The sequence below is a fragment of the Deltaproteobacteria bacterium HGW-Deltaproteobacteria-18 genome, assembly GCA_002841885.1.
In the GTDB taxonomy this organism is placed as follows: Bacteria; Desulfobacterota; Desulfovibrionia; order Desulfovibrionales; family Desulfomicrobiaceae; genus Desulfomicrobium.
Map to the genome: position 1 here is coordinate 201,066 of PHBE01000004.1, position 22,069 is coordinate 223,134.

Here is a 22,069-nt window from a genome sequence, read left to right on the forward strand (position 1 = left end):
GGATCAGGCTTCCTGTTTGACAGTTGGCAGCTCCAGCAGCGGCGCGACAACCCGGCGCATGAGTTCCGCCGTAGGGCTTGCGGCATGATGCATGACGAACGCCTCTCCCATGTCGCCCGCCTCGGCCACCATCGGGTCGATGGGAATGGAGCCGAGAAAGGGAACGCCCATGTCTTCAGCCATGAGCCGCCCGCCGCCGGAACGTAGAATATGGGTCAGCTCGCCGCATTTGGGACACACGAAGCCGCTCATGTTCTCCACTACTCCCAGCACCTTCATGCCGACCTGAGCGCAGAACGTGATGGACTTGCGCACATCCATGGCCGCCACACGCTGCGGCGTGGTCACCACCACGGCTCCGTCGATGGGGTTGATGAGCTGACAGATCGACAGGGGCTCGTCGCCTGTGCCGGGAGGGGCGTCGATGATCAGGTAATCCAGATCGCCCCAATCCACGTCTCTCAAAAACTGCTTGATGACGTTGCCCTTGACCGGACCGCGCCAGATGACCGCGTCATCGGGGTTGCGCAGCAGAAAACCCATGGACATGACCTTGAGGTGCCCGAGTTCCACCGGCATGAGACCGCCAGGCCCTGCTTCGATGTTCGCCCCTTCAAGACCGAGCATGGTCGGTATGCTGGGGCCGTGGATGTCGACGTCGAGAAGGCCGACCTTCTTGCCCGCGAGCATGAGCCCAATGGCCAGGTTCACGGCCACGGTGCTCTTGCCCACGCCGCCCTTGCCGGACATGACCATGATCTTGTGACCGATATGGCACAGCCGGGACTGCAGGGCGCGGCGTTCCTCGAAGTCCTGATCGTTTTCATCCAGCTCGCGCCTGGCCGCCGAACAGCTGGAATCCTTGCATGAATCGCACGAACTGGCCCTTTGGGCGTTATTTTCCATATTCTCCATTCAATCTCTCCACGATGCGCGGTTAGTTGTTGATCGCCCTATGCCTCTCTTGCGGACTCGGCCTCTGCCCCGGCAACCCGGCATGTCAAAAGTCTCATCCAGATCGCCATGTTCCCAGGCCGCGATGACCCGTTCCAGATCGCCGGCTATGAAACCGACAACCGTGATCCCCCCGGCCGCAAGGGCCTCCTGCATGGACCTTGAAATGGCCCCGCAGATGAGCGTCCCGACGTCAAGGCGAATCAGGTCCTCGGCCCTGTGCAAAGGCTCGTCGCGCAGCAGGACATGTTCTTCCCGCTCCCGGGTCCCTTCGGCCAGCAAAAGGATACGCCCGCCGACATCAAAGACCGGCGCGATGCGATCCTGCCAGTGGTGCAAGGCAATACGCGACATTAGGGCTCCTCTTTGAGCTCTGCAAAGCATGAGGCGTGCCGCCGGAAGGTCGCGCGAAAAAAGAATACAAGATTCTGATAATACTGTATTTTAAGAAAAAAAGACCACCTCGGAGAGGGGCGTGAACGCACCACAGGCGGACAACAAGGTAGCGCCGAAGCTACTCTTTTGGAGAGGAACGGCCGTCGCGCTCGGGCAACGCCATGCCAAGGCGCTTCATGCGCCTAAAGAGCGTGGTTTTGTGGATGCCAAGCTCGCGGGCCGCGGCCAGACGATTGAAGGCATTGCGCTCCAGGGCCGTGTGAATGGCCTGCCTGTCGAGCATGTCGTGCATCGTGCGGCCATCGCCGAAATGTCCGCGAGGAGCAAGAAGGGTAAGTTCGTCGGGCAGGTGGTCGATGTCGATGCGGCCTTCGCCGCAAAGCACGAAGGCCCTCTCGATGCAGTTTTCGAGCTCCCGGATGTTGCCCGGCCAGTCATGGGCCATGAGCAGGGACAGGGACTCGGTGCCTATGCCCGTGACCGTGCGCCCCTGGATGCGGTTGAGGCGGCGGATGAACTGTTCCACCAAGAGCGGCAGATCGTCCTTGCGTTCACGCAACGGAGGCAGCTCCAGGCGGATGACATTGATTCGATAATAGAGGTCTTCGCGGAATTCGCCGGCCCGGATCAGCTCCGTCAGGTTGCGGTTGGTGGCTACAATGACGCGGGCGTCGGTGGATTCGGTTTTCGAGGACCCGAGCGGCTCGAAGGTCCGCTCCTGCAGCACGCGCAGGAGGCGCACCTGCAGGGCCGGGCTGATCTCGCCGATCTCGTCCAGAAAAATCGTCCCGCCCCGGGCCTGGGCAAAACGGCCCAGCCGGTCACGATTTGCCCCGGTGTAGGCTCCGGCCTTGACCCCGAAGAGTTCGGACTCGAGCAGGGTGTCGGGCAGGGCCGCGCAGTTGACGGCAATGAAAGGCCCGCTGGCGTGAGCGCTCAGGGAATGGATGGTACGGGCGAAGAGTTCCTTGCCGGTGCCGGTCTCTCCGGTGAGCAGGACCGTGCTGGGGCTGGCGGCGATGGCAGGCAGCATGGAGAAAAGCTTGTGCATGCGCGGACTGCGGCTGAAGAGCTCGCCGACATGGTAGCGGCCTTCGATCTCGCGCTTCAATGCGTCAATTTCCGAGAGATCGCGGAATGTTTCGGCTCCGCCCATGACCTGGCCGTTTTCGTCACGAAAAACCGCCGTGGACACGCTGATGGAGATGCGGTCCCCCTGGGCCGTGATGATGTACCCGCAGGTGCCTATGCGCGGCTTCCCGCTCGCAAGCGTGTCCTGCAGGGGACAATTGTCGACGCAGAGGCTGGAACGGAAGACCTCGGAGCACAGGCGTCCGATGGCCTCGGAGCGGGACACTCCGGTGATCTCTTCCGCGGCGCGATTGAAGGACGTGATGCGCCACTCAAGGTCGACGGTGAACACCCCATCGGAAATGCTCTCGAGGATGGCGTCCGTGGGCGTGCGTGCGGTGTTCTTTGTGGACGAGGACATGGCTTTTCTTGTCCCTCTCGGCCAGCCCGGTCAAGGACGCATGAAAACAAAGAAGGGCGGAAAAGGAATGTTCCTTTCCGCCCCGCATGCTGAATCAGGTTCGAGCTAAATCTTGGCGGCGGTCTTCAGGTCCGCGATGGCATCGGTCACTTCCCAGGGGAAGACGAAGTCTTCGCGGCCGAAATGGCCGTAGCAGGCGCTCTTTTTGTAGATGGGCTGAATCAGGTTCAATCTTTTGATGATATAATACGGACGCAGGTCGAAGACCTCGCGCACGGCCTTGGTCAGGACTTCGTCCGGAACCACGCCCGTGCCGCCGGTGGTGACCAGCACCGAAACCGGCTCGGCCACGCCGATGGCGTAGGCGATCTGAACTTCGCAGGTGCCCGCAAGGCCGGCGGCCACGATGTTCTTGGCCACGTAGCGGGCCATGTAGGCGCCCGAGCGGTCGACCTTGGACGGATCCTTGCCGGAGAAGGCACCGCCGCCATGGTTGCCCATGCCGCCGTAGGTGTCGTTGATGATCTTGCGGCCGGTCAGGCCGCAGTCGGCCAGGGGACCGCCGGCCACGAAGCGGCCCGTGGTGTTGATGTAGATGCGCGTCTTCTCGTCCATCATTTCAGCCGGCATGACCTTGGCGATGACCTCGCGCTTGATGCCTTCGACGATCTCCTCGTAAGTCACCTCGGGGGTGTGCTGAGAGGACACGACAACGTTGTCGATGCGCACCGGCTTGCCCTTGTGGTATTCAACGGAGACTTGGGTCTTTCCGTCCGGGCGCAGGAAATTGAGGATGCCGCTCTTGCGCACCTCGGCCAGCCTGCGGCTGAGTCCGTGGGCGTAGTAGATGGGCGCGGGCATGAGCGAGCTGGTCTCGACCGTGGCATAGCCAAACATCATGCCCTGGTCGCCGGCGCCCTGGTCCTCGGGTTTGGCGCGGTCAACGCCCATGGCGATGTCCGGGGACTGCTTGTCGATGGAGGACAGGACGGCGCAGGTGTTGGCATCAAAACCCATGTCGGAGCTGACGTAACCGATTTCGCGCACCGTGGAGCGCACGATCTCGGGCAGGTCGGCATAGGCTTCGGTCGTGATTTCACCGGCGATGACGGCCATGCCGGTGGTGACCAGGGTCTCGCAGGCCACGCGGGAGCGGGGGTCCTGAGCCAGCAGGCAGTCGAGCACGGCATCGGAGATCTGGTCCGCGATTTTGTCGGGGTGCCCTTCGGTCACGGATTCGGACGTAAACAGATAGTGATCGGCATTGAGAATCATGAAAAATCTCCTTTTACACAGGGAGGTTGTTAATAACGATAATGATCGGGCTTGAACGGGCCGGTCACGGGCACGCCGATATAGTCGGCCTGCTCCGTGGACAGGGTCTCAAGCTCCACGCCCAGGCGCGCCAGATGCAGGCGGGCCACTTCCTCGTCCAGGATCTTGGGCAGGGTCATGACCTGCGGGGGATAGTCGTTCCTGGCCAGATCGAGCTGGGCCAGAACCTGGTTGGTGAAGGAATTGGACATGACGAAGCTGGGGTGGCCGGTGGCGCAACCCAGGTTCACAAGGCGCCCCTCGGCCAGGATGATGAGGCTCTTGCCGGAAGGCAGGGTCCATTTATCCACCTGCGGCTTGACCGTGACCTTGGTGCAGCCGGGAGTATCCTCCAGGAAGCCCATGTCGATCTCGTTGTCGAAGTGGCCGATGTTGCAGATGATGGCCTCGTCCTTCATGGCCTGCATGTGCTCGCCGCGCACGACATGGTAATTGCCCGTGGCCGTGACGAAGATGTCCGCTTCCTGGCAACCTTTGGCCATGGTCGTGACCTCGTAGCCTTCCATGGCCGCCTGCAGGGCGCAGATGGGGTCAACCTCGGTGATGAGCACGCGCGCGCCGAAGCCGCGCATGGACTGGGCGCAGCCCTTGCCCACGTCGCCGTAGCCGCAGACCAGAACGACCTTGCCCGCGACCATGATGTCCGTGGCCCGCTTGATGCCGTCAGCCAGGGACTCGCGGCAGCCGTAGAGGTTGTCGAACTTCGATTTGGTCACGGAATCGTTGACATTGAAGGCCGGGAAAAGCAGTTCCCCGTTCTTGGCCATCTGGTAGAGGCGATGCACGCCGGTGGTCGTCTCTTCGGAAACGCCACGGATGCGGGCGGCGATCTTGGTCCACTTTTGCGAATCGGTCTTGGCGCTTTCGATGAGACGGTCGAGCACGCAGCGGAATTCCTTGTTGTCCGTGGTCCGGGCCAGCAGTGCCGGGTCCTTCTCGACCTTCACGCCTTCGTGCACCAGCAGGGTCGCGTCTCCGCCGTCATCGACGATGAGGTCCGGGCCGGAGCCGTCGGGCCAGGTCAGGGCCATCTCCGTGCACCACCAGTAATCTTCAAGGGTCTCGCCCTTCCAGGCAAAAACCTTGGCCAGGCCCTGGTCGACAATGGCTGCAGCGGCATGGTCCTGGGTGGAAAAAATGTTGCAGGAGGCCCAGCGCACGTCCGCACCGAGCGCATGCAGGGTCTTGATGAGCATGGCCGTCTGGATGGTCATGTGCAGGCTGCCGGTCACGCGCAGGCCCTTCAGGGGCTTTTCGCTGCCGTGCTTGTCGATGAGCGCCATCAGTCCCGGCATTTCGCGTTCGGACAGCTGCATTTCCTTGGATCCCCAATCGGCCAGACTCATGTCGGCGACCTTGTGATCAAGCTTCGGGTCAATAGGTAACGTCATGGTATCTCCTTTCCTTGGCTGTGGCCTTGGCCACCTGATGTTAAACTGAAAATTCTTCCCGGCGGGCGGTGATGACCATGAGGGTCAGCCCAAGATTGACGGAGTGCCGCTCGCAGGCCAGTTCCTGAAATCCGGCCTTCTCCATCCACGCCTGCAGGTCGTCGGGGGAAAAACCGAGCCAGCGGTCGCCATAGCGCGTGCGCAGGGTCTCGTTGTCGTGCAGCAGAAAGTCCACCAGCACCGCCTGCCCTCCGGGCCGGACCACCCGGCCCATCTCGGCGATGCCGTCCTGGGGCGCGGCCAGATGGTGCAGCACCAGCGACATGATGGCCGCGTCCGCCTCCGCGTCGCGCAGCGGCAGATGCTCGAGATCGCCGATGCGCAGGCTGACCTCCAGACCCTCGGGCAGGAGCTTGGCCGCCGCGTCGAGCATGCGCGGAGAGTTGTCCACGCCGATGACGCATCCTGCCGCGCCGGCCAGATGCCCAAGCAGAAGCCCAGGCCCGCAGCCCAGATCGACCACGGTGCCCCGCTTTGTCTCCGAGGCGGCAAGACGTTTCATGATGGCCGGTCCCAGCGCGAAATCGCCGAGCATTTCACGGCTCAGGCGATTCCAGTCCGAAGCGATGCCGTCAAAAAAGCGGGTCGTCGAAAGGCGGCGATCATTCAGGACCTGTGCGGCGCGCTCCAGATCCTGACGATGCTCGGGCAATCCCTTGAGCCCTTCCAGCACGGCCGCAAGCAGCGCGCGTGAACCGTTGGCCGAGGAAGACGAATAGAAGGCCCAAAGGCCATGGCGCTGACAGACCACAAGACCGGCATCCATGAGAATTTTGAGATGCCGCGAGATGCGCGACTGGCCCATATCCAGAACCTGCACGATCTCGCCCACGTTGAGTTCGTGGGCGGCGAGCACGCCGATGAGTCGGAGCCTGGTTTCATCGGCCAGGGCCTTGGTCTGGGTCAGAAGTTTCATGAGTGGCGCAGGTGGTTATTTTTATATATCAAGATATCCTGATATAGGCTCGCCTACATGCCCTCCCCGCAAAGGTCAAGAACCAGTCTTGCAGGGCGCAGACAAGACGGTTAGGCAGGTTGCATGCACAAACGCGAAAAGAAAGTACGCTCCGCGTCCGAGGCGTTGAACACGGTCCTCGGCACGCCTGAGGCTGCCCTGGAGCTGGCCATCGCCCGGTTGTGGAGACACTGGCCCGAAATCCTCGGTCCGGAGATCGCCGAGATGATCCGCCCCCTGGGACACCGGAAAACCACCATGCTTCTCGGCGCGACCAACTCCATGGTCATGCAGGAGTTTTCCTACTTTGCCCAAAACATCCTGGACAAGGCCAACGCGTTCCTGGGCAACGCATTTTTTCAAAAAGTTCAGATTGAACTCATGGCCGGCCGTCCCGCCCTGGACGAGTCCCTGCTGCCAAAATTCCCGCCCCGGCCCCCGGCCCCCAAGCCCGACGTCCTCGGCAACCTCCTGCCCTGCATGGACCCGTCCTCGCCCGTGACGTCATGCTACCGCGCATACGTCAGGCATTTCCGCCCGGATCTCGATATCCCGGAGGAAAAATGAGCAGGCCCTCGCTCTTGCTTTTCGTTATCGTTCTGCTGTTCCTGCCCGCACAGGTCCGCGCCGACACGGACGCGCTCCTGCGCGACTACATTCCAGACGGCAGGATCACGCGCTTCGAGGAACCCGTACTCTTCTGGATCGGCGGCAAGGACCGCCTTGAAGGACAATATTATATTGATACGGTGACAAACGAGATGCGGCGCATCTTACCGCAGCTATCCTTCAAGCAGGTCTCGTCCATGAATCAGGCCAATATCCGATTCTTTCTGACCGACTCGAAGGAGGAATGGCAGGAGGCCGTGACCAAGAGTTCTCAAGGCATGGCAGGCTGGAAAGAAATTGGTGACCGCATCCGGGGGTTCACCCTGCTGGCCTCACGCAACGGGGTCATCAGGAAGGCCGACATCGTCCTGCATTTGAACTTCCAGACCTCTGGCGGACAAAAACTCTGGATCGTCCGCCACGAACTGATGCACGCCCTGGGCATCATGACCCACCCCAAGGCAACCACCGACACGGTTCTCAACTCCAGGCAGGCGCAGGAAGAAAAAAACAGCCTCTTTTCGGACTCCGACATCCTCGTCCTGAAAACCATGTACAGCCCGGATCTCTCCGCCGGAGGCACTTGGTGAAAGGCGACGTTTTTCGACCTTGACAGCCGAAGTCTCTTTCCCTAATGAGACTTTTCGCTGCTGGGCGATCGTTCAACGGTAGGACAGCGGACTCTGACTCCGTCAATCTTAGTTCGAATCTAAGTCGCCCAGCCAACTTGCGTCCCCATCGTCTAGCTCGGTCCAGGACACCGGCCTTTCACGCCGATAACAGGGGTTCAAATCCCCTTGGGGACGCCACATCCGACCATAACGGGATTCATCCCGCCCCCCCGGAGGTTCCGGGAAACACATCCTAAGCCCCGCGCGAAAGCACGGGGCTTTTTCCGTGCATCCGGGTCTCTTCAGCCCCTCCTCCACCGCAGCTTCCATTCCTCCACCCAGCAGTACAGCACCGGCACCACGAAGACCGTGATCGTCGCAAAGACCATGCCGCCAAAGGACGGAATGGCCATGGGAATCATGATGTCCGAGCCCCGGCCGGATGAGGTCAGGATGGGCACCAGGGCCAGGATGGTCGTGGCCGAGGTCATGACCGCCGGGCGTATGCGCCGCCCCGCCCCTTCCAGGACCATGGCCCGGATGGCCGCGACGGAGTCGGGCTTTTTGCGCGCCTTGCTCTCGTCCAGGAAGGTGGCCATGAGCACGCCGTCGTCCGAGGCGATGCCGAAAAGAGCCAGGAACCCTACCCAGATGGCCACGCTCAGGTTGATGGGGTGCACTTGGAAGAGCGCGCGCATGTCCACCCCGGCCACATGGAAGTTCAGGAACCAATCCTGCCCGTAGAGCCAGATCATGGTGAATCCGCCGGACCAAGCCGTGAAGATGCCCGAGAAGACCATGAGCGTGGTCGCGATGGATCCGAACTGCAGATAGAGGATGATGACGATCAGCAAGAGGGCCACGGGCAGAACGACCATGAGCTTCTTCTGGGCGCGGACCTGGTTCTCGTAGCTCCCGGCGAATTCGATGGTCACCCCCGCCGGGATGACCAGGTTGCCATCCGCGCGCTGCTGCTCCAGATACGCCTTGGCCGACTCGACGACATCCACTTCCGCATAGCCCGGCTTCTTGTCGAAGAGCACGTAGCCGAGCAGAAACGTGTCCTCGCTCTTGATGGCCTGGGGACCGCGCACATAGCGGATCTCGGCCAGCTGCCCCAGCGGAATCTGCCTGCCGCTCGCCGCAGGCACGGGGATGCGTTCCAGGCTTTCGACGGAATCGCGCAGGTCGCGCATGTAACGCACCCGGAGGGGATAGATCTCGCGGCCCTCGATGGTCGTGGTCGCCACCATGCCGCCCACGGAGGCCTGGATGATCTCCTGCACCGTTGCGAGCATGATGCCGTAGCGCGAGATGGCCTCACGGTCCGGAACGATCTCAAGATACGGCTTGCCCACGATGCGGTCCGCCACCACTGCGGCCGGCTGGACCATGGGCACTTCCCTTAGCAACCGCTCCACCTCCATGGTCACGGATTCGATGGTCTGAAGGTCCGGCCCCTTGACCTTGACGCCCATGGGCGCGCGCATGCCCGACTGGAGCATGACGATGCGCGCGGCAATGGGCTGCAGCTTCGGGGCCGAGGTCATGCCCGGCACTTCGGCGGCCCTGACGATCTCGTCCCAGATGTCATCGGGGGATCTGATCCCGTCCCAGGCGCTCCGCCCCCGGTTCAGCTCCGGGTCCAGCGCGGCCCGCCAGAGCCGGAAGGGCTGTCCGTCCTCGTCGGGGATGAGGCGGCCCTGTTCGTCGCGCTCGAACCAGCCGCGCACCAGATAGTGCATGCCGTCGGACGCCGGAACCGGCGTGCCGCCCGCATCGCGGAAATAGTCCCGGGCATCCTCGTGCCAGACAAAGCGCAGGCGCTTGCCCTGCGCGTCCAGCAGATACTCGCTCTTATAGTTGATGACGGTCTCGACCATGGACACGGGCGCCGGATCCAGGGGCGAATCCGCGCGGCCGAGCTTGCCCACGGCGCTTTCCACTTCCGGGATGGCCTGAATGGACATGTCCTGCAGGGCCAGAAGCTCCTTGACCTCGCCCAGGGAGGCGTGGGGCATGGTGGTCGGCATGTAGAGGAAGGAGCCTTCGTCAAGGGGCGGCATGAACTCCTTGCCCAGGCCCGGAAAGGCGTGGACAAAGGCCACTATGGGCCGGCTCGTGCGCAGCCCCTCGGGCAGGACGGACAGAAATGGCGCGGCCCCGAGCCAGACGATCCCGCCAAATGCGGTCAGAAAGGCCGGAATGATCAGAAAAAGGCCCTTGTGCCGCAGGAAGACTTTCAGAAGCGGCTCGTATGCAAGGCGAAAGGCCTGGAAAAAACCCATCAGCAGGCCGATGAGGCCGAGCACGAAAAGAGTGTTGACCGTCCGCCCCTTCTCCAGTCCCAGCGGCAGCCAGTCCAGAGCCAGGAACACGGCCACGGCGAGGGCCAGCCCGATGCTCGCGCCCCAGCGCAGCCGGGTCTGCCACCATTCGGGCAAACGGTCGTAAACCAGGCGGTAGATGCCGACCACGACAAGACCCATCCCGATCCAGAAGGACTTCCAGACCGCCACGACAAGGCCCGCGGTCACCAGCGCGGCCACGAACCACAGGGAAGGCCGCATCTGTCTGCGACGGAAAATGAGCGCGGCCGCCGCCGGCAGGATGGTCAGGGCCACGATGATGGAGGCGATGAGGGCGAAGGTCTTGGTGTAGGCCAGGGGGCCGAACAGCTTGCCCTCGGCCCCGGTCATGAAGAACACGGGCAGAAAGCCCACGATGGTCGTGCTCACGGCCGTGAGCACCGCGCTGCCGACCTCCGAGGCACCCTCGAAGACCACCTGGGCCATGGGCGTGTCCTCAGGCGAGGAGTCTATTTTCTGCAGGATGCTCTCGCAGATGATGATGCCCATGTCGACCATGGTCCCGATGGCGATGGCGATGCCGGACAGGGCCACGATGTTGGCGTCCACCCTGAACTGCTTCATGGCGATGAAGCACATCATCACGGCCAAGGGCAGGAGCGCGGAGATGAGAAAGGAGCTGCGCAGGTGCATGACCAGCACCAGGACCACGATGATGGTGATCAGGATCTGCTGCCAGAGGGCCTCGCCGAGTGTGTCCAGAGTCTCGTGGATGAGGCCCGAGCGGTCGTAAAAGGGCACGATGGTCAGCTTGGAGCGCGTGCCGTCAGCCAGGACCTTCTCCGGCAGGCCGGGCGCGATGCGCTCGATCTCGGCCTTGACCGCGTCGATGGCAGCCAGGGGATTCTCGCCGTAGCGCACGGTGACCACGCCGCCAACCACCTCCACCCCGCCCTTGTCCAGCAGGCCGCGCCGGTTCGCCGGGCCGAAGCTGACGTGGGCCACGTCGTCCACGGTGATGGGGATGGAGTCGCGCATCTTGATGACCGAGGTCCGTACCTGGTCGAGATTTTTGATGAAGCCGATACCGCGGATGACGTACTCCACGCGGTTGACTTCCATGGTCCCGGCGCCCACCTCAAGATTGGCCATTTTCAGGGCACCGACAATCTCCGGCAGGCTGACGTTCGCCGCGCGCATGGCGTCGGGATCGACCTCAATCTGATATTCGCGCACGAAGCCACCCACCCCGGCCACCTCGCTGACCCCCTCGGCCGAGGTCAAGGCGTAGCGCACGTACCAGTCCTGCACGCTGCGGATCTCGTCGGGATCCCAGCCGCCCGTGGGTCGGCCCTCGGGGTCCCGGCCCTCGATGGTGTACCAGAAGACCTGTCCCAAGGCCGTGGCGTCGGGGCCCATGGTCGGGCGCACGTCAGACGGCAGGGTGGACGGAGGCAGTGAATTGATCTTCTCCAGCAGGCGTGTGCGGGACCAGTAGAACTCCACGTCCTCGTCGAAGATGACGTAGATGGTCGAGAACCCGAGCATGGAGTAGGAGCGCACGGTCTTCACGCCGGGCATGCCAAGAAGAGACACGGTCAGGGGATAGGTGATCTGGTCCTGGACGTCCTGGGGCGAGCGGCCGGGCCAAGCGGTGAAGACGATCTGCTGGTTCTCGCCGATGTCCGGGATGGCGTCCACGGGCACGGGGTCGCGTTCGATGCCCGGCGCGTGCCAGGCAAAGGGGGCGACGAGGAATCCCCAGCCCAGCGCCATGCAGACCAGGAGCACGACGACGAGCTTCTGGTCCAGACAGAAGCGGATGATGCGGTCCATGAGTGACATTTGCGCGCTCATGCCTACTCGTCCTTCAGCTGACGTTTGACCTCGCCGCAGCGCAGCATGGAGGCCCCGAAATAGGGGTTGTTGACCTTCGGGTCACCCTGCAGCCACGTCGCACCCTGATTGCCGAAGGCCATGGGACAGTAGAGTTCGTAAACCGGCCCCTGCCCGGCGCCGTAGGCCTCGACCATTCTGGTCATGGCCACGGACAGCGGGAAGAATCCGGCGCGCAGCCCGTCCATGTCGGCGGCCTGCTCCATCTCGGCCAGGCCCGATGCGATGGCCTCGGAGTAGCCGCCCCATTCACCGCCGCCTTCGGCCAGGCGGGCGCTCTCGTCTGCCTGGCCGAGGGCCTGCCTGAAAAGGACGAGGGCCGCGTGGGCCGTGTTCGCGTCATCGCCGGCCAGGGCCTCCTGCACCGGAACATAGGCGGCGTACAGGGCGTCGAGGGCACTGCGCAACCCGGCGGGGGCCTCGATCTTCGCCGCGAGTTCCTGCAGGGGAAACGCGGCCCGGACCCGGGCGAAATGGCTGCGCATGTCGTCCAGCACCTGGACCGCGCGACGCGGGGTGGCCGACTCGTAACCAAGCAGGGCGTCGTTCCCCAGGAGCATGGACAGCTCCTTCCACTCCAGGGCCGCCTCACCGTCCAGGACGTCGCCGTCAATGCCGTTCAGGGCCTTGCCAAAATCGTGGTACGCGCCGCGCACGGCGTCAAGGTCCCCCGCGCCCACCGCGTCCTCGACGACTCCAAGGCGCTGGGCCAGGGCCGCCAGGCGGACGCTGAAGGGCTGCGGGACATCCGCGAAGCGCACTCCGCTCGCAGCCGGGGCCTCGGCCGGGTTCATCATGCTCGGCCGGGCCACGATCTGCAGGGCCGCGTCGATGCGGAAATTGCCCTGCACCACCACCAGCTCACCCTCGGCGATGCCGCCGCGGACCACGTAGCCCTGGTCAGTCCTGGGCCCGAGGACCACCTCTCGGCCCTCGTAGCTGCCCGGCCGGTCGGGGTCGGCCACGTAGACCACGGCCCGCTTGCCGGTCATGAGGGGGGCCGAGGCAGGGATGACCAGTTCACGCGCCCGCTCAGCATTCGCGTCCGTCTGCTCGGCACTGACGAACATGCCGGGTTTGAGCGCCAGTTCGGGGTTAGGCACCTCCACCCGCACTTCCACGGTGCGCGTGGCCGGGTTCACGGACGTGCCCACATAGACCACCTTGCCCGTGAACTGCTGACCCGGCAGAGCCTGGGCGCTGAAGGCGACCTCCTTGCCCGGGGCCATCCAGACCAGATCCGACTCGTAAGCTTCCAGAACCACCCAGACCTTCGAGAGATCCGCGATGGCGTAAATGGGCATGCCCGTCTGCACGTACATGCCCTCCACGACCTTCTTCTCGATGACGATGCCCGCTTTGGGCGCGGTCAGGGTGACGTGGTCGGCCGGGGTTCCCCGCTTGACCATGCCTTCGATCTGCGCCTTGCCCATGCCGAGCAGCCGCAGCTTCTCGCGGGCCGCGTTCTCCATGCGCAGGGCGGCTTCCGCGACCAGCCCGCTGCCGCCCGACACGCGCTCCCGGGCCCGCACAGCCTGGATGAGCTCGGCCTGGGCCGCCACCAGTTCGGGGCTGTAGACCAGGGCCATGGCCTGTCCGGCACGGACCACCTCGCCGGTGGTGTCGATATGGAGCCGGTCGATGCGGCCGCCGATCCAGGCCGTGATGACGCCCACGCGGGACTCGTCGTAGGCGACCTTGCCGAAGAGATGGGTCTGCACGGACACATCGGCCATGCGCGCCGCCTCCACCCGGATGCCGGCCAGGCGGGCCGCGTCCTCGGAGAGGGTCAGCTGGCGCAGGCTCGTCCGCCGGTCATCGCCGTCCGGGATGGCCAGGGGGATGAGGTCCATGAAGCAGATGGGACACTGCCCGGGCTCGGGCAGCTTGATCTGGGGATGCATGGAGCAGGTCCACAGGGACGCGGCGGGCGCGCCTTCGGCGGTTTCCTGTCCGGCATGGTCGTGACCGTCATGCTCGGACCCGGGAGGAGCCCACAAGAAGTATCCCCCGCCGAGGCCGAGGGCCACAAGCAGGCATCCGGCCGTGGCCCACACCGCATATTTCCTGAGTATCGCGTTCATGCATCCCTCGAAGAAGGTTTACTGTTTCTTTTCCGCAGGAGCGGCTTCGGCCGGGACCTTCTCCAGCTCGATGCCTTCGTCCTTGAGCTTCTTCATGTACTTCTCGGGATTTTTCTTGAAGGTCTCGGGGCATCCCGCGCAGCAGAAGTACACCCTCTCGCCCTTGTAATCCACATAGAGTTCCTTGTTGATGGTCCCGCCCATGACGGGGCATTCGGTCTGGGGCGCGGCCCAGGCCTGGGACAGGGACAGAAAGGCGAAGACGGTCACGGCCGCGCAGAGCAGAATGAGCTTTTTCATGATGGTTCTCCTTGCCTCACTTGGAGGCTTCGGGTTTTGTCAGTGTAACCCGCAGGTCGCGGGCCTGTTCTTTCCCGGCCAGGGCCGGGGTCCTCGTAAATGTGCGGGGGATCTCCTCCCCGGCCAGGACATCGAGATCGGCCAGACGCACGGCCTGATCGGCCAGCACCCGGTGGTACTGCAGTTCAAGCTCGATGAGCGTCTTCTCGGCCGTCAGCAGGTCCAGCATGGAGGCCTTGCCCGCCTGGTACGCGTCCATGGAGGCATCCAGATTCTGCCGCGCCTTGGGCACGATGGTCTCACGCAGAAGCTCAAGGCGCCTGGACCCGTCGCGGATGCCGAAAAGCAGCCTGCTGGCTTGGGCCTCTAGGCCCGCGACCTTGTCCGCCCGCTCCAGACGCGTCGCCCGGGCGGAGTTCTTCGCCTGCCGAACCGCAGCCTGCCGGGCGTCCTGGTCGAAGGGCAGGTTGATGCCGAAGGTGATGGCCACGGGGTCCTTGCCTTCATTGACCACCCCGGCCATGCGCGGGGCGTCGGTGTAGATGGACTCCACGCCAACGGTCAGGTCCGGAAAGAACTCCCGGCGCGCAAGATCCCCGGCCGCATCGGCGGCCTGGGCCTTGGCGTCGAGGGCGGCCAACGCCAGGTTCTGCGCCGTGACGGCTGAAGTGATCCGCCTGTCATCCCAGCCCGTAATCATGAACGGCACGTCTTCGGGCATGGGCAGGATCTCGCCGGCGGGCCTGCCGAGCAGAGTGCGTAGGCGCTCGGACAGGGGGAGCCGGTAATCCTCCAGGGAGGCGATGCGCTCCTCCGCCCTGGCCCGCTCCACCTGGACGCGGGTGAAGTCCGCGTAGGAGGCGCTGGACACGGCGTAGCGTACTTCCACCAACGACTCGAAATACTTCAGTATTTCCAACTCCTCCCGAGCGGATTCCAGCGCCTTGCCAAGATAGGCGTATTCGAAATAGGCGGCCTCGATATCCCGAAAAAGGGCCAGCTTGACACTCTGGGCCTGGGCCAAGAGGGCTGCTGCCTCATGTTCGGCCACGGAAGCCTTGAGGTCGCGTTTGCCGAACCAGGGCAGCATCTGGGACACGCCGTAACGCATGCGCTGCGGGCCTGTGCGCGATTCCGCAGGCACGGTGAAGACGGCAAAGGACAATCTCGGGTCGGGCCAGGCTCTGGCCTGGGGGACCTTGTCCAGGGCGGCGTCAAAGCGGGCGAAGGCGGCCTGCAGTCCCGGGTTGGCGCGTGCGCCCTCCTCCAGATAGCCATTCAGGACGCTTTGCTCCGGCCAACTATCCGCGAACGCGGCCTTGCCCGCAAAAGCCAGAACCACGGCTAAACCCCAAACGGCCAAGCGGGTCAGGGACATCTTCATCATCAACCTCCGGCAGAATAATCTCGACGGATGGAAAGCAACTGCCATGCTCAGATGCAAAGCTCCCATTATTCCGGCAAAATAGACCTGAAAATCAAAATCGGACCATTTTTATATGAATAATACGCGCAACGGATTGCACAAGGGCCATGCACAAAGTCTGCACGGTCGCGAATCCTGCACAATCAGCACAGGCCGGCACCAAAACAGGAAAAGAAACGGCGCCTCGGACTCCCGTCACGCTGCGATATCCTAGCAACTTGCACGGACCATAGCCAGCGCAATTGCACCGCGAGCGACGGCTTCGGCCTGGAAATGAAAAACCCGGAGGGAGAATCCCTCCGGGCCGAAAAGGAAGAGGCGGGACCTAGCGGGCGCTTTGCAGGCGCTGGTCGAAGAAGATGAGCTGCTGGTAAACGGTGCGCACGCAGGGCAGCACGACATCGCGGGTGGCGGCGGTGCGCAGGGGCTCGCCGTAGATGGCCTCGACCTCCAGGGGCCGTCCGTTCTCGGCGTCGAGCATCATGCTCGGTTTGTACGGGGCCATCTGGTCGGTGGAGGCGAGGATGTCGTCGATGAAGGACTCCGGAATTTCCCGGCCCGCGGAAAGGGCGCCTATCATGACCTCGGTCATGAGTTCGCGGGCCAGTTCCCGCGTGGCCGCGCAGCCCGCAATCTGGTCGGTGGTCGCGCCCAGCAGTGTGCACGGGCCGTTGAAGGCGATGTTCCAGAAGAGCTTGCGCCAGCGGGACAGGATGAGGTCTTCGCTCCGCTGCACCGGGAGCCCCGCGCTCTCGAAGACCGAGGCCACGAGCTCCAATTCGGGCGTGATGCCGGCGGGCATCTCGTCGGGACGGTAGTGGCCGAGTTCCACCTTGCCGTAGTCGAGATGGGCGATATGGCCCGGTCCGAGCTTGTTGCAGCACGCGAAGCACAGGCAGCCGACAACCGTGACGCCAAGGCCCAGGCGCTCGATGACCCGTTCGCCGTTCAGCCCGTTCTGCATGAGCACCACCGTGCCCCCCTCCTTGCAGACAGGTCGCAGCAGCTTCTCCAGCAGATGGTTGGTGGTCGTCTTGGTGGCCACGAGCACCAGCTCGCAGCGCGGCATGTCCTCGGGGTGCCCGTAGGCGCGGACCCGGGGAAAGAACATGTCCCCGTCCACGGAATCGACGCGCAGCCCGTACTCGCGGACGTGATCGAAATCGGAATGGAAGAGAAAGTGAACCTCGTGCCCGGCCTGCAGCAGCCGGGCTCCGTAGAAGGCGCCGATGGCGCCGGAACCGATGATGGCAATCTTCATTTTCACTGCATCCTTGTCTGCAATTCTTATGGAAATCGGGGAGATTTAATGGAACGCGCCCGCCCATGCCGGCGTCAGGCCATGCACTGCGGACCGCCCGCACCCTTTCGGGAGGGCATTACGTCGCGCACGGGGGGCCTGCGTGTCAAGGCGGGCCCCGGCCCGCCGCGGACTATCTGGTGGTCCCAGACGGTTCCGCGCTGCCGGGGCGAAAACAGGGAGCTCACATAGCCATCGGCACCTTCGACTACGCGCATCTGGTTGAACTGTGGACGAGCTGCAACCTGCTCCTGCTGCACCTCGTCCGGGTCGTGAACCCCGCCGCAAAAAAAAACACGTCCGGGGCCTCGGCCTTCTTTACAGCCTCTCTCCACAGGCCTAGGGTGCGCGCGAACGGAGGTGCGCGGTGAATGTTCTTCAGACTATCCTGCCGATTTTCATACTTATTCTGACAGGTTTCGTGCTCCGCAGGGCGGAATTTCCGAGCGCGGCCTTCTGGCCCCAGGCCGAGCGCCTGACCTACTACGTGCTCTTCCCGGCCCTGCTCGTGAACAAGTTGACCTCCATGCACATCGGCGAGCAGCCGGTGCAGTTCATGGCCGCGACCCTGCTGGTCTCCATCACCCTCATCGCGCTCGTCCTCATGGCCGCACGGCCCCTGGTGCAGAAGAACGGCCCGGCCTTCACCTCCATCTTCCAGGGGGCCATCCGGCCCAACACCTACATTTGCCTGTCGGCCGCGGGCGGGCTTTTCGGCGACGAAGGCCTGTCCCTCTCGGCCGTGGCGCTCATGACCATCATCCCCCTGGTCAACGTGCTCTGCGTGCTGGTCCTGACCAGGCACGGCCGCGACACGAACGTGCGCGGCTTGCGCGAGACCCTGGTGCAGCTGGGCCGCAACCCGCTCATCCTGTCCTGCGCCGGCGGCTTCGCCCTGTACGGCGCAGGCGTGACCCTGCCACCGATGCTGCAGGAAGGCATGCACCTCATGGGCAGCGCCTCCCTGCCCCTGGGCCTGCTGGCCGTGGGCGCGGGGCTGTCCTTTTCCGCCGCCCTGGCCGGGTGGAAGGACATCGTGGTAAGCTCGGCCATGAAACTTCTGGCCCTGCCCTTCCTGGCCTTCGCCATCGGCCGGGCCTTCGGGCTTTCGGGCGCCCCTTTGGGCGTCTGCCTGGTCTTCACGTCCGTCCCGGTCTCGGTCTCCTCCTACATCCTGGCCCGGGTCCTCGGCGGCGACCACGACCGCATGGCCGCCATCATCACCGTCCAGACCCTCATCGCCCTGCTGACGCTGCCCCTGGTGCTGGGCCTGCTGCTCTGACTCAGGCGGCGGCACACAGTGCGCCTACGCCTTCGGCGACAGCCTTTTTTTCATGCACACACTGTGCTCAAGGCCGACGTAGGGACCGTAGTTCTCCGTCACCTCATAACCCATGCCGCGGTAGAGGCCGATGGCCTCGGGCTGCCCCTTGCCAGTCTCGAGAACGGCGCGGGTGAAACCCAATTCAGCGGCCCACTCTTCCAGGGCCTGGACGGCAGCCCGTCCATGCCCCTTGCGGCGTTGCCCCTCAGCCACGAACATCCGCTTCATCTCGACCGTCTCCACGTCCATGACCTTGAAACAGCCGCAGGCGGCCGGCTCTCCATCGACATACCCGATGACGGCCGTATCGATGGGCGCGATGCGATTGTGCTTGTCGTATTCTGCCTGTGCGGCGCCATACCGCGCGCGCAATTCCGCATCGAGGGCGGCGGTGAGGCGCCTGAAATCCTCATGCGTGTTTTTGGTTCGCACGATGACCATGACTCAGGCCTCGCGGAACAGCTGCAGGTTCGCCTCCAGCACAGCGCCCTTGAGCAGGTCGTTCATGGCCTGCTCGTAATGCCCGGCGGTTACTCCGGGTATGAGCCCTTCCCTGCTGACGACCGAAAGCACGGCGATGTTCTGCATGCGCGGGTCGGCGATGTCCGGACGGATGACCGCATGGACCGTGACGCCGCGCGAAGAGGCGGCCCGGGCGACGTCCTCGCCTGAGATTTCCGGAACCGTGCCGAGGCGCACGGGCAGGGGCTGGAGCACGGTATCGTAATAGACGAGAGTGGCGCCCTCCTTCAGGGCGGCCTGCATGGCGCGCAGGCCCTCGTGGCGTTCGAGGCCCACGGCCAGGTCCGCCTCGCCCGCGGGGATCATGGGACTGTGGGCGGAATCACCGAGCCGAATCTGGGACACGACGATGCCGCCGCGCTGGGCCAGTCCGTGGGTGTCGACGGCCTTGGCGGCATGACCGGCGTGGTCGGCCGCGCGCAGGATGATCTCGCTCAGCAGGCCGATGCCCTGCCCGCCGACGCCGCAAAGGTATATGTTGAAGACGTCCATGTGATGCTCCTTAACGGGTGATGGCCTTGCTGGGACAGGTCTGCATGCAGGAGCCGTCGCCGATGCACAGCTCCGGGTTCACGGTCACGCTTCCGTCGGCGGCCCGGATGAAGCTCGGGCAGGCGAAGTCCTGCACGCAGACGTGGGCGCGGGTGCAGACACTCTGGTCGATGGTCACGTGCCGGTCCACGTAGCCGCTCTTGCGGCGCTGGTTGCGGGTGAAGAGCAGCATGCAGGGATGCCGGGCGATGACCACGCTGAAACCCTCAACGGCCATGGCCTGGCGCATGAGGTCCGTCAGCTCGGCCTGCTTGTAGGTGTCGGTCTCGAAGATGTGCTTCACCCCCAGCCCCTCCAGCACCTGACGCACCGGGATGGCGTCCGTCACCTCGTTGAAGTTGCGCCCCGAGGCCGCGTGGTCCTGATGGCCGGTCATGGCCGTGGTGCCGTTCTCCATGAGCACCAGGGTCAGGTTGTGCCGGTTGAAGAGTGCGTTGACGATGCCCGGCAAACCGGCGTGGAAGAAGGTCGAGTCGCCCAGGAAGGCCACGACCCTGCGCGTGTCGTTGAACAGGGTCAGTCCCGCGCCCATGCTCGTGGAGGCGCCCATGCACAGCAGAATCTCCCCCATGCGGTACGGCTCCATGAAGCCCAGGGTGTGGCAGCCGATGTCGGCCACGGTGATGGCGCCCTCGGGCAGGGCCTTCCTGATGGCGTAGAAGGCGCTGCGGTGGCCGCACCCCGGGCACATCTGGGCCGGCCGCGCGGGCACGGGGACAAGGGGTGCGGCAACGGCCTTCCGCGGCGGGATCATGTCCGGCCAGTCGCGGTGCAGGATGTCACGGACCTTGTCCGCCGTGTACTCGCCGATCCAATCCCCGTCGTCCTGCTTGCCGATGATCTTCGTCGAAAGCCCCAGGTCGTAGGCCAGGGCCTTGATGTCCTTCTCCAGGGTGTCGTCCAGCTCCTCCAGAACCTTCACTTCCCCGTGGGAGGCCAGGAACTCCTCCACCGCCTTTCGGGGCATGGGGTACGGCATGGCCAGCTTGAGCACGTCGGGCCGGTCGGTGAGCCCTTCCAGGACGTCGGCCACGGACAGGGCGACCATGCCCGAAAGGATGATACCGCGCGAACTGCCCTGCCCCGTGACCGTGTGCAGGCCGCGCCCGTCCACCCAGGAGTCCGCCTTGCGCAGGTTCTCCAGGGCCGTGCGCTTCTTGGGGAACACGGCAACGGTCAGCGGGATGTAGGGGCCGTTTGCGGTGTCGAAGCGCGGTTCGTTCTTCGGCTCCACCGGCGTCCAGCCCGCGAAGGACACTTTCGCCTTGGCGTGGCAGACGTGGGTGGTCAGCCTCAGGATGACGGGCCGGCACAGTTCCCGGGCCAGAGACGCCGCCTCCTTGTAGTAGGCGTAGACCTCGGCCGGGTCGGCGGGCTCCAGGACCGGGGTGTAGCTCATGGCCGCGTAGTGCCGGTTGTCCTGCTCGTTCTGGGAGGAGTTGGCGCCGGGGTCGTCGCCAAGCACGATGACCATGCCGCCGATGAGGTTCAGAAGCGAAAGCTGCACAAAAGCGTCGGCGGCGACGTTGAGCCCCACGCTCTTGAAGAAGACCGTGGACAGGTAGCCGTTCAGGGATGCGCCGAGCGCGACCTCCGTGGCCACCTTCTCGTTGGTTGAAAATTCGAAATAGAAGGGCCGCTTTTCGGGCGGGATGGACTGGATGGCCGCGGCGATCTCCGGCGTCGGAGAGCCGGGATAGGACGTGACCACACGCGTCCCGGCCTCGACCATGGCCCGCACCAGGGCCGTGTTGCCCATGACGATCTCCGAAAACGGCGCCCGGGTGGTGAGCATTTCTCCCATGTACTTCATGTGGGTCCTCGCTGTAGGGAGCATTCATGTCCCGTGAAAATGGGTTCTCGATTCACAATTGCCTACCCCACGCCCGGGCCGGAGGCAACGTCCCACGCGGAGGAAACCATGTCTGATCTGAGCTTCACGAAAATCGAACAGAGCATCAAGGACCGCAAGCGCCTGCACCTGACCTTCCTCAAAAACGTCAAGACCTACGCCCCGTTTTTGGAACTGGAAAAACAGGCTTTCTGCGACGGCGCCCTGAGCCGCAAGGCCAAGGAACTCATGGCCCTGTCCATCTCCATCGTCACCAAATGCGAACCCTGCATGGAATGGCACCTGGACCAGGCCATGCAGGCCGGCGCCACGGACGAGGAGATCTACGAGACCATCGACGTGGCCATCGAGATGGGCGGTGGCCAGGCCGGGGCGTACGCGCGGTTCGTGCTGAAGGCCATGGAGTATTTCAAGGGGAATCGAAACGAATGAGGGGGGGGGCTGAGCGACGGCATGTCGAGGGCAGGAATTCGCGCCAGAGAGGACGTTGACAACGCCTTCGTTGCGCCATGACAACCAAAAACAATATTGAAAATTCAATTAACTGGATTTATTGATTTAATACCCTGTGCTACACGGGAAAACTTACAATTGGACGGACACATATTTTCAATCAGCCGAACGCCCATCGCTCACTGCGGATTTACTCAACAGATTGAGTAAAAACTCTCAATTCAGAATATTTCCTTATTTCTTAGCCA

The 22,069-nt window shown here is 63.8% G+C and carries 19 protein-coding genes and 2 tRNA genes; 7 read left to right on the top strand and 14 right to left on the bottom strand.

All coding sequences use genetic code 11. The features are described from left to right. Positions 1 to 3 precede the first annotated feature (3 nt). The 6 genes from CVU60_05255 to CVU60_05280 form a co-directional block, all read right to left on the bottom strand. On the bottom strand, positions 4 to 915 hold the full coding sequence (locus CVU60_05255; GenBank protein ID PKN42764.1) for an ATP-binding protein: 912 nt from the start codon (positions 913 to 915) through the stop codon (positions 4 to 6). Then, a complete protein-coding gene (locus CVU60_05260) occupies positions 916 to 1,308 on the bottom strand; it encodes a hypothetical protein (protein PKN42765.1) in 393 nt (130 codons plus the stop codon). 160 nt (positions 1,309 to 1,468) lie between these two features. Further along, positions 1,469 to 2,842, bottom strand: a complete 1,374-nt coding sequence (locus CVU60_05265) for a Fis family transcriptional regulator (GenBank protein ID PKN42766.1) — start codon at positions 2,840 to 2,842, stop codon at positions 1,469 to 1,471. Positions 2,843 to 2,947: 105 nt separating this feature from the next. After that, a complete protein-coding gene (locus CVU60_05270; GenBank protein ID PKN42767.1) occupies positions 2,948 to 4,117 on the bottom strand; it encodes a methionine adenosyltransferase in 1,170 nt (389 codons plus the stop codon). 29 nt (positions 4,118 to 4,146) lie between these two features. Further along, positions 4,147 to 5,568, bottom strand: coding sequence for an adenosylhomocysteinase (locus CVU60_05275; protein PKN42768.1), 1,422 nt, complete (start codon positions 5,566 to 5,568; stop codon positions 4,147 to 4,149). 40 nt (positions 5,569 to 5,608) lie between these two features. Beyond that, positions 5,609 to 6,544: an ArsR family transcriptional regulator gene (locus CVU60_05280; protein PKN42769.1), complete on the bottom strand. Its 936-nt coding sequence runs from the start codon at positions 6,542 to 6,544 to the stop codon at positions 5,609 to 5,611. 123 nt (positions 6,545 to 6,667) lie between these two features. On the opposite strand from CVU60_05280, the gene CVU60_05285 reads away from it, so the two are divergent. The 4 genes from CVU60_05285 (at position 6,668) to CVU60_05300 (ending at position 8,001) form a co-directional block, all read left to right on the top strand. Then, positions 6,668 to 7,150, top strand: a complete 483-nt coding sequence (locus tag CVU60_05285) for a DUF721 domain-containing protein (GenBank protein PKN42770.1) — start codon at positions 6,668 to 6,670, stop codon at positions 7,148 to 7,150. Beyond that, positions 7,090 to 7,782, top strand: coding sequence for a hypothetical protein (locus CVU60_05290; GenBank protein PKN42771.1), 693 nt, complete (start codon positions 7,090 to 7,092; stop codon positions 7,780 to 7,782). Before CVU60_05285 ends, CVU60_05290 begins: the two co-directional genes overlap by 61 nt. A 61-nt stretch (positions 7,783 to 7,843) precedes the next feature. Next, positions 7,844 to 7,917: transfer RNA gene (locus CVU60_05295), tRNA-Gln, on the top strand. Positions 7,918 to 7,923: 6 nt separating this feature from the next. Continuing rightward, positions 7,924 to 8,001 (top strand) — tRNA-Glu (locus tag CVU60_05300). A gap of 104 nt (positions 8,002 to 8,105) precedes the next feature. On the opposite strand, the gene CVU60_05305 is transcribed toward CVU60_05300, so the two are convergent. From CVU60_05305 to CVU60_05325, 5 genes are all read right to left on the bottom strand, one after another. Then, positions 8,106 to 11,969, bottom strand: a complete 3,864-nt coding sequence (locus CVU60_05305; protein ID PKN42772.1) for an acriflavine resistance protein B — start codon at positions 11,967 to 11,969, stop codon at positions 8,106 to 8,108. 2 nt (positions 11,970 to 11,971) lie between these two features. Beyond that, positions 11,972 to 14,092, bottom strand: coding sequence for an efflux RND transporter periplasmic adaptor subunit (locus CVU60_05310; GenBank protein ID PKN42773.1), 2,121 nt, complete (start codon positions 14,090 to 14,092; stop codon positions 11,972 to 11,974). A gap of 18 nt (positions 14,093 to 14,110) precedes the next feature. After that, positions 14,111 to 14,392 carry a hypothetical protein gene (locus CVU60_05315; GenBank protein ID PKN42774.1) on the bottom strand — a complete coding sequence of 94 codons (282 nt, stop codon included), beginning with the start codon at positions 14,390 to 14,392 and terminating at the stop codon, positions 14,111 to 14,113. Positions 14,393 to 14,408: 16 nt separating this feature from the next. Then, positions 14,409 to 15,845 (bottom strand): TolC family protein, encoded by a 1,437-nt coding sequence (locus tag CVU60_05320; protein ID PKN42775.1) that lies wholly within the window; start codon positions 15,843 to 15,845, stop codon positions 14,409 to 14,411. Positions 15,846 to 16,143: 298 nt separating this feature from the next. After that, positions 16,144 to 17,079, bottom strand: a complete 936-nt coding sequence (locus tag CVU60_05325; GenBank protein PKN42776.1) for a 2-dehydropantoate 2-reductase — start codon at positions 17,077 to 17,079, stop codon at positions 16,144 to 16,146. A gap of 65 nt (positions 17,080 to 17,144) precedes the next feature. Here CVU60_05325 and CVU60_05330 point away from each other — a divergent pair, with 65 nt between their 5' ends. Together CVU60_05330 and CVU60_05335 are read left to right on the top strand one after the other, a co-directional pair. Continuing rightward, on the top strand, positions 17,145 to 17,489 hold the full coding sequence (locus CVU60_05330) for a hypothetical protein (protein ID PKN42777.1): 345 nt from the start codon (positions 17,145 to 17,147) through the stop codon (positions 17,487 to 17,489). After that, positions 17,486 to 18,400, top strand: coding sequence for an AEC family transporter (locus CVU60_05335; GenBank protein PKN42778.1), 915 nt, complete (start codon positions 17,486 to 17,488; stop codon positions 18,398 to 18,400). The genes CVU60_05330 and CVU60_05335 overlap by 4 nt, the downstream gene beginning before the upstream one ends. Positions 18,401 to 18,424: 24 nt before the next feature. On the opposite strand, the gene CVU60_05340 is transcribed toward CVU60_05335, so the two are convergent. Genes CVU60_05340 through CVU60_05350 form a run of 3 tightly spaced genes read right to left on the bottom strand, consistent with a single transcriptional unit; the run spans position 18,425 to position 21,329 of the window. Further along, positions 18,425 to 18,883 (bottom strand): GNAT family N-acetyltransferase, encoded by a 459-nt coding sequence (locus CVU60_05340; protein ID PKN42779.1) that lies wholly within the window; start codon positions 18,881 to 18,883, stop codon positions 18,425 to 18,427. 3 nt (positions 18,884 to 18,886) lie between these two features. Further along, positions 18,887 to 19,456: a pyruvate ferredoxin oxidoreductase gene (locus tag CVU60_05345; GenBank protein ID PKN42780.1), complete on the bottom strand. Its 570-nt coding sequence runs from the start codon at positions 19,454 to 19,456 to the stop codon at positions 18,887 to 18,889. Between the two features lie 10 nt (positions 19,457 to 19,466). Next, positions 19,467 to 21,329 carry an indolepyruvate ferredoxin oxidoreductase gene (locus CVU60_05350; protein ID PKN42781.1) on the bottom strand — a complete coding sequence of 621 codons (1,863 nt, stop codon included), beginning with the start codon at positions 21,327 to 21,329 and terminating at the stop codon, positions 19,467 to 19,469. Positions 21,330 to 21,437: 108 nt separating this feature from the next. Between CVU60_05350 and CVU60_05355 the strand changes: the two genes are divergently transcribed. After that, the gene (locus tag CVU60_05355) at positions 21,438 to 21,800 is read left to right on the top strand and encodes a carboxymuconolactone decarboxylase family protein (protein ID PKN42782.1); all 363 of its coding nucleotides are present in this window, start codon (positions 21,438 to 21,440) and stop codon (positions 21,798 to 21,800) included. Positions 21,801 to 22,069 lie beyond the last annotated feature (269 nt).

Excerpts from the sequence above, each read along its gene's own strand:
- CVU60_05255 (PKN42764.1), bottom strand. The coding sequence starts at position 915 with ATGGAGAATATGGAAAATAACGCCCAAAGGGCCAGTTCGTGCGATTCA.
- CVU60_05325 (PKN42776.1), bottom strand. The coding sequence starts at position 17,079 with ATGAAGATTGCCATCATCGGTTCCGGCGCCATCGGCGCCTTCTACGGA.
- CVU60_05350 (PKN42781.1), bottom strand. The coding sequence starts at position 21,329 with ATGAAGTACATGGGAGAAATGCTCACCACCCGGGCGCCGTTTTCGGAG.
- CVU60_05260 (PKN42765.1), bottom strand. The coding sequence starts at position 1,308 with ATGTCGCGTATTGCCTTGCACCACTGGCAGGATCGCATCGCGCCGGTC.
- CVU60_05305 (PKN42772.1), bottom strand. The coding sequence starts at position 11,969 with ATGAGCGCGCAAATGTCACTCATGGACCGCATCATCCGCTTCTGTCTG.
- CVU60_05310 (PKN42773.1), bottom strand. The coding sequence starts at position 14,092 with ATGAACGCGATACTCAGGAAATATGCGGTGTGGGCCACGGCCGGATGC.
- CVU60_05340 (PKN42779.1), bottom strand. The coding sequence starts at position 18,883 with ATGGTCATCGTGCGAACCAAAAACACGCATGAGGATTTCAGGCGCCTC.
- CVU60_05345 (PKN42780.1), bottom strand. The coding sequence starts at position 19,456 with ATGGACGTCTTCAACATATACCTTTGCGGCGTCGGCGGGCAGGGCATC.
- CVU60_05270 (PKN42767.1), bottom strand. The coding sequence starts at position 4,117 with ATGATTCTCAATGCCGATCACTATCTGTTTACGTCCGAATCCGTGACC.
- CVU60_05275 (PKN42768.1), bottom strand. The coding sequence starts at position 5,568 with ATGACGTTACCTATTGACCCGAAGCTTGATCACAAGGTCGCCGACATG.
- CVU60_05355 (PKN42782.1), top strand. The coding sequence starts at position 21,438 with ATGTCTGATCTGAGCTTCACGAAAATCGAACAGAGCATCAAGGACCGC.
- CVU60_05330 (PKN42777.1), top strand. The coding sequence starts at position 17,145 with ATGCCGGCGTCAGGCCATGCACTGCGGACCGCCCGCACCCTTTCGGGA.
- CVU60_05315 (PKN42774.1), bottom strand. The coding sequence starts at position 14,392 with ATGAAAAAGCTCATTCTGCTCTGCGCGGCCGTGACCGTCTTCGCCTTT.
- CVU60_05320 (PKN42775.1), bottom strand. The coding sequence starts at position 15,845 with ATGGGAGCTTTGCATCTGAGCATGGCAGTTGCTTTCCATCCGTCGAGA.
- CVU60_05280 (PKN42769.1), bottom strand. The coding sequence starts at position 6,544 with ATGAAACTTCTGACCCAGACCAAGGCCCTGGCCGATGAAACCAGGCTC.
- CVU60_05290 (PKN42771.1), top strand. The coding sequence starts at position 7,090 with ATGCTACCGCGCATACGTCAGGCATTTCCGCCCGGATCTCGATATCCC.
- CVU60_05265 (PKN42766.1), bottom strand. The coding sequence starts at position 2,842 with ATGTCCTCGTCCACAAAGAACACCGCACGCACGCCCACGGACGCCATC.
- CVU60_05285 (PKN42770.1), top strand. The coding sequence starts at position 6,668 with ATGCACAAACGCGAAAAGAAAGTACGCTCCGCGTCCGAGGCGTTGAAC.